This window comes from Cyanobacteriota bacterium (genome assembly GCA_025054735.1).
Classification (GTDB): Bacteria; Cyanobacteriota; Cyanobacteriia; order SKYG9; family SKYG9; genus SKYG9.
This window is the reverse complement of the sequence record JANWZG010000363.1, coordinates 1-4,110: the sequence shown is the minus strand read 5'-3', so window position 1 is coordinate 4,110 and position 4,110 is coordinate 1. Positions and strand designations below refer to the sequence as shown.

Genomic DNA, 4,110 nt, shown 5'->3' with positions numbered 1-4,110 from the left:
CAGTCTATATAGTAGCTTGCATGATTGCCTGTAAAACCGGTAAAGGAACCTGTGCAAAGTAGCGTTGCTGAAAATAATCTGATTGCACAGTGGAGAGAAATTCCCACGGTGAGGCAGTTGGGGATGTAATTGTGACGATCGGCTCCCCAGATAACCGATAGCTGTTGACCTGATCTGTTTCCTGATGACTGATGTGAAATCCAATAGTTGTCAGCAAGGTCAACCCTGAACGCACAGCGCGATCGCTTAACCCTAGCCACTGGCCTAGTTGCTCTAGAGTAAATGCTTGTTCTGTGCTACTCAACTGCTGAGCAGTTTTAATCAGCGCTCGTAATACCTCGTAGGGTGGTCGTTCCTCTGGCTGATTGTAGGCGAGTACTAGCGATCGTTGGTCGGCGATCGCCTGTTGCCACCAACACCGCAGTTCGTGCCAACTAAACGGACAATTGCGAAGGATCAGTGCATCTGGCTCGTAGGGTGACGCATTTACGGATAAGGCAACGTCAGCTTGTCCGCGCAGATCAATGATTAAGGGTAATGATCCTGTGATTAAGGGTAATGATCCTGTTGGAGGTAGTCCGTGGCTGCCCAGTGAGTCAGTGGTTGCATCAGAGGCATAGTTGGCGCAAGTAGGTGGGTAGATGCGGCTGATGGCCACTAGTCGAGCAACATAATTCTTATCATGAACGTCAAGTTCAACGATCGCGTCACAGCGTCCCACTGGCACATCCGTTTTGTAATGCCCCCACCAAACACCAGGGAATCCTGTTACGACTGTAGGATCCTTGAGCTTAAACGTAGTCTTGATATAAGACACCTTCTGTCCCCGTAGGTCTCTGATGTTTTCGTGCCAAACTTCTTCAAACCAACAATTTTGGATAAGCAAGCGCGGTACAGGGTTACCCATGCCATAGGGTTCTAGTAGCTTTAGCCCTTGAAAGAGAGACTGATTTAGCTCGGCAACGGTGACAGTCAACTCTGCTTGGGGTGCAGGCGGTGGTGGCAGTAGTCCAATCTGTTGCCGAAACTGTTGATTGATGGCATCTGTGAATAAGCCTAGGTTTTCAACCCGTAGGCTTAAACCTGCTGCTAGGGGGTGACCTCCAAAGCGATGGAGTAAATGTCGTTGAGTATTGAGCAATTGGTAAAGATCGATGCCTGCGATCGACCGTGCTGATCCCCGTGCTAAGGGAGGACGATCGTCGTCACCAGCCATCTCCGCTTGCAACAGGATTGTTGGCCGATTGTAGTCACGGGCAATCTCTCCGGCTACTAAACCCAAGATACCAACCGACCACTGGGGGTCTGCTAGGACGATCACACTCGTAGTAGACAAGTCAACCTGAGCAAGACGCTGCCGCACCTGTTGAGTAATATCGCGTTGAAGTGCCTTGCGACGGGTGTTAGCAAGTTCTGCCGCTTCAGCTAACTGATGGCAGCGATCGACATCCTTGCTAGTCAACAATTCCACACAACGACGAGCATCTCCATAAACACGGCTAATGGCATTGATTCGCGGCCCTAGTCCAAAGGATATGTCTGTGGGTCGATCGCCAGTCCGCTTACACAACTCTAGTAAGCGTCGTATGCCAGGGCGCTGAGTTGCTTGCAATTGAGCAATCCCCCGTTGAGCCAGATAGCGACAATCACCCACCAACTCTACCAAGTCAGCAATTAGGCCAATGGCCACTAAGTCCAAGAGGCGTTCTGTGCCTGGCTGGTTGGCGATTGGCAATCTTTGGTGCAACGCTTCTATGAGCTTGTAGGCAACTGCCACGCCAGAAAGATGGGCTAGCGGGTGATCCGCAGGCAAATATCGGGGATTGAGAATGGCCACTACTGGGGGCCGATCAGCAGGCAGAGTATGATGGTCAGTTACAATCACATCGATACCCATCTGTTGAGCATAAGCAAGCTCTGCAAGATTGTTGCTACCAGTATCACAAGTAACCAGTAACTGACAATTTTCCCTAGCTAGGGCAGTAATCCCCGCGTGGGACAGTCCGTGCGATTCTGTCAACCGATTAGGGATTACATACCGCAGTTGTGTCTCTTGCTCAAACCATTGACCCAATCCTTCCCAGAGCACCGCTGTTGCTGTTACGCCATCGGCATCAAAATCTCCCCAGATTGTGACCTGCTCATGGCGCTCATAGGCTTGGATCAGTCGCTCAACTGCTTGGTGCATTTCATCACCAAAGTCAAAGGCACTGGCAGGTTGATAGGCACTAGGCTGCAAGAAACCCTCAAGCTGGGTACGATCGCAGTGTCCTCGCTGCCACAGCAACTGCGCAGTGTATTTGACGCTAGGGCTACTAACATCAGAGTCGAGGTATCGGGCAACTACCTGTTCTAGCCAGGCAGGTACAGCGCTTGCAGACATTTCCACTGGCCACATGAAGTTGATTCTTAGCGTGAACTCTGCTGCTCTGGAGGAATTCCCTCAATCAATATCAGTTGCTCCATGACTTCTTTCACGATCGGTGCAGCTACTGTCGAGCCAAATGCCCGTTCTCCCAATGGCTCGTCAACCACTGCCAACACAACATAGCGAGGATTATTCACCGTCAAGACACCAAAAAAGCTGGCAATACTAGCCTGCTTGTAATACCCTCCCGATGCCTTAGCCTTTTGAGAGGTTCCTGTCTTACCAGCAATACGATACCCCGGAATGGCCGCAGTTCTACCAGTGCCACTCGTTACCACTTCCTCCATCATAGCTAAAACGGTTCGGCTAGTTCGGGGTGAAAAAACCTGTCGAGGTGCTGGTAAGTCAGGCCGCCAATAGATATGACCTTCGGCATCTACCATGCCTTTTAACACATGGGGTGTAACTAGCTTACCGTCATTGACCAGGGGAGAAATGGCTTGCATTAACTGACCAGGAGTTAACGAAAACCCTTGACCAAATGAGGCTGTAGCAGGCTCTACAGCAGCTTGCACAAATTGCGTACGGCTTTTTAGCTGACTAGGAACCTCAAAGGGCAAGTCAACACCACTTTTGTTTCCAAGGTTGAGTTTCTGGAGCCAAGCATAATAGACAGATGGCTTCAATTGCTGCATGATCCGTACCATGCCGACATTACTAGAGTGAATCAGAATTTCAGGAATCGTTACCCACCCTCTACCACCTATCTCGGAATAGTCATAGTTTTCGATCGTCCATTCATCAATGTAAAGACGACCTACGTCATAAAAGCGGCTGTTCGGCAGTACAGCCTTAGTCTCTAAGGCGATCGCCACGTTTAATGGCTTAAACGTAGAACCAGGCTCATACAAGTCAGTGACTGCCCAGTTACGAAATGCATCCAAATCTGCGACATAGTACCGATTAGGGTCATAGGATGGCTCAGAGGCAAGTGCTAGTAATGAACCATCGCGAGCATCCATGACAATCACCGTACCGCGTTTAGCACCATACTGTTGTAAGCTCTTCCTCAGGCTATTACGGGCAGAGCGCTGCAAGCGCATGTCCAAGGTAAGTTGCAGCCGAAAGTGGTCGCCATTAGGCAACTCTGATGGTTGTTGAGGCACCAGCAGGCCATTAGCTGTAAGTTGCATCTCTACCGGGCGACTAGTCTGGGTCAATAGGGCTTGCTGGCTATATTCAATTCCGGCCTGCCCATCTTGATCTTGGCTCACATACCCAACAACGTCAGCCGCTAATTCCTGCTGGGGATAAAATCGCTGACGGCTCTTGACTAGATCGATGCCCTCTAGGCCCAACTTGAGGATGCGATCGGCAGAACTCTCTGGCACATCTAGCTTAACCAGAATGCCTGTCTCAGCTCGATCAAACGTTCTCAGTAACTCCGTTGCAGGCATATCTAAAATGGGCGCAAGCAATGTAGCAATTTCAGATCGAGGTCGAGTAAATAATCGGGGATGGGCATACAACTGATACACAAGTTGGTCGATGGCCAAGATCGTGCCCTGGCGATCGGTAATAGGGCGACGCGCTAAAAACGGAGACACATAGACAGAATGTTGTTGTTGTGCTTTCTGGCTTAGCTCAGGAGAGTCAATCAGTTGCAAAACCATTAGCCGAATCATCAAACCGATGATACTAAGCAGCAACACAAGCCATACCAAAATTAATCGACTACCATG

Annotated in this window: 2 protein-coding genes; both read right to left on the bottom strand. The window is 49.9% G+C overall.

What is annotated here, in order from left to right:
• Positions 1–4: 4 nt before the first annotated feature.
• Entirely contained in the window at positions 5–2,383 is a 2,379-nt protein-coding gene (recJ, locus tag NZ772_15020) for a single-stranded-DNA-specific exonuclease RecJ (GenBank protein MCS6814865.1), read from the bottom strand.
• Between the two features lie 26 nt (positions 2,384–2,409).
• Positions 2,410–4,095: a penicillin-binding protein 2 gene (locus tag NZ772_15015; GenBank protein ID MCS6814864.1), complete on the bottom strand. Its 1,686-nt coding sequence runs from the start codon at positions 4,093–4,095 to the stop codon at positions 2,410–2,412.
• Positions 4,096–4,110: the final 15 nt, after the last annotated feature.

Coding starts and splice junctions, on each gene's coding strand:
- recJ (MCS6814865.1), bottom strand. CDS start 2,383: ATGTCTGCAAGCGCTGTACCTGCCTGGCTAGAACAGGTAGTTGCCCGA.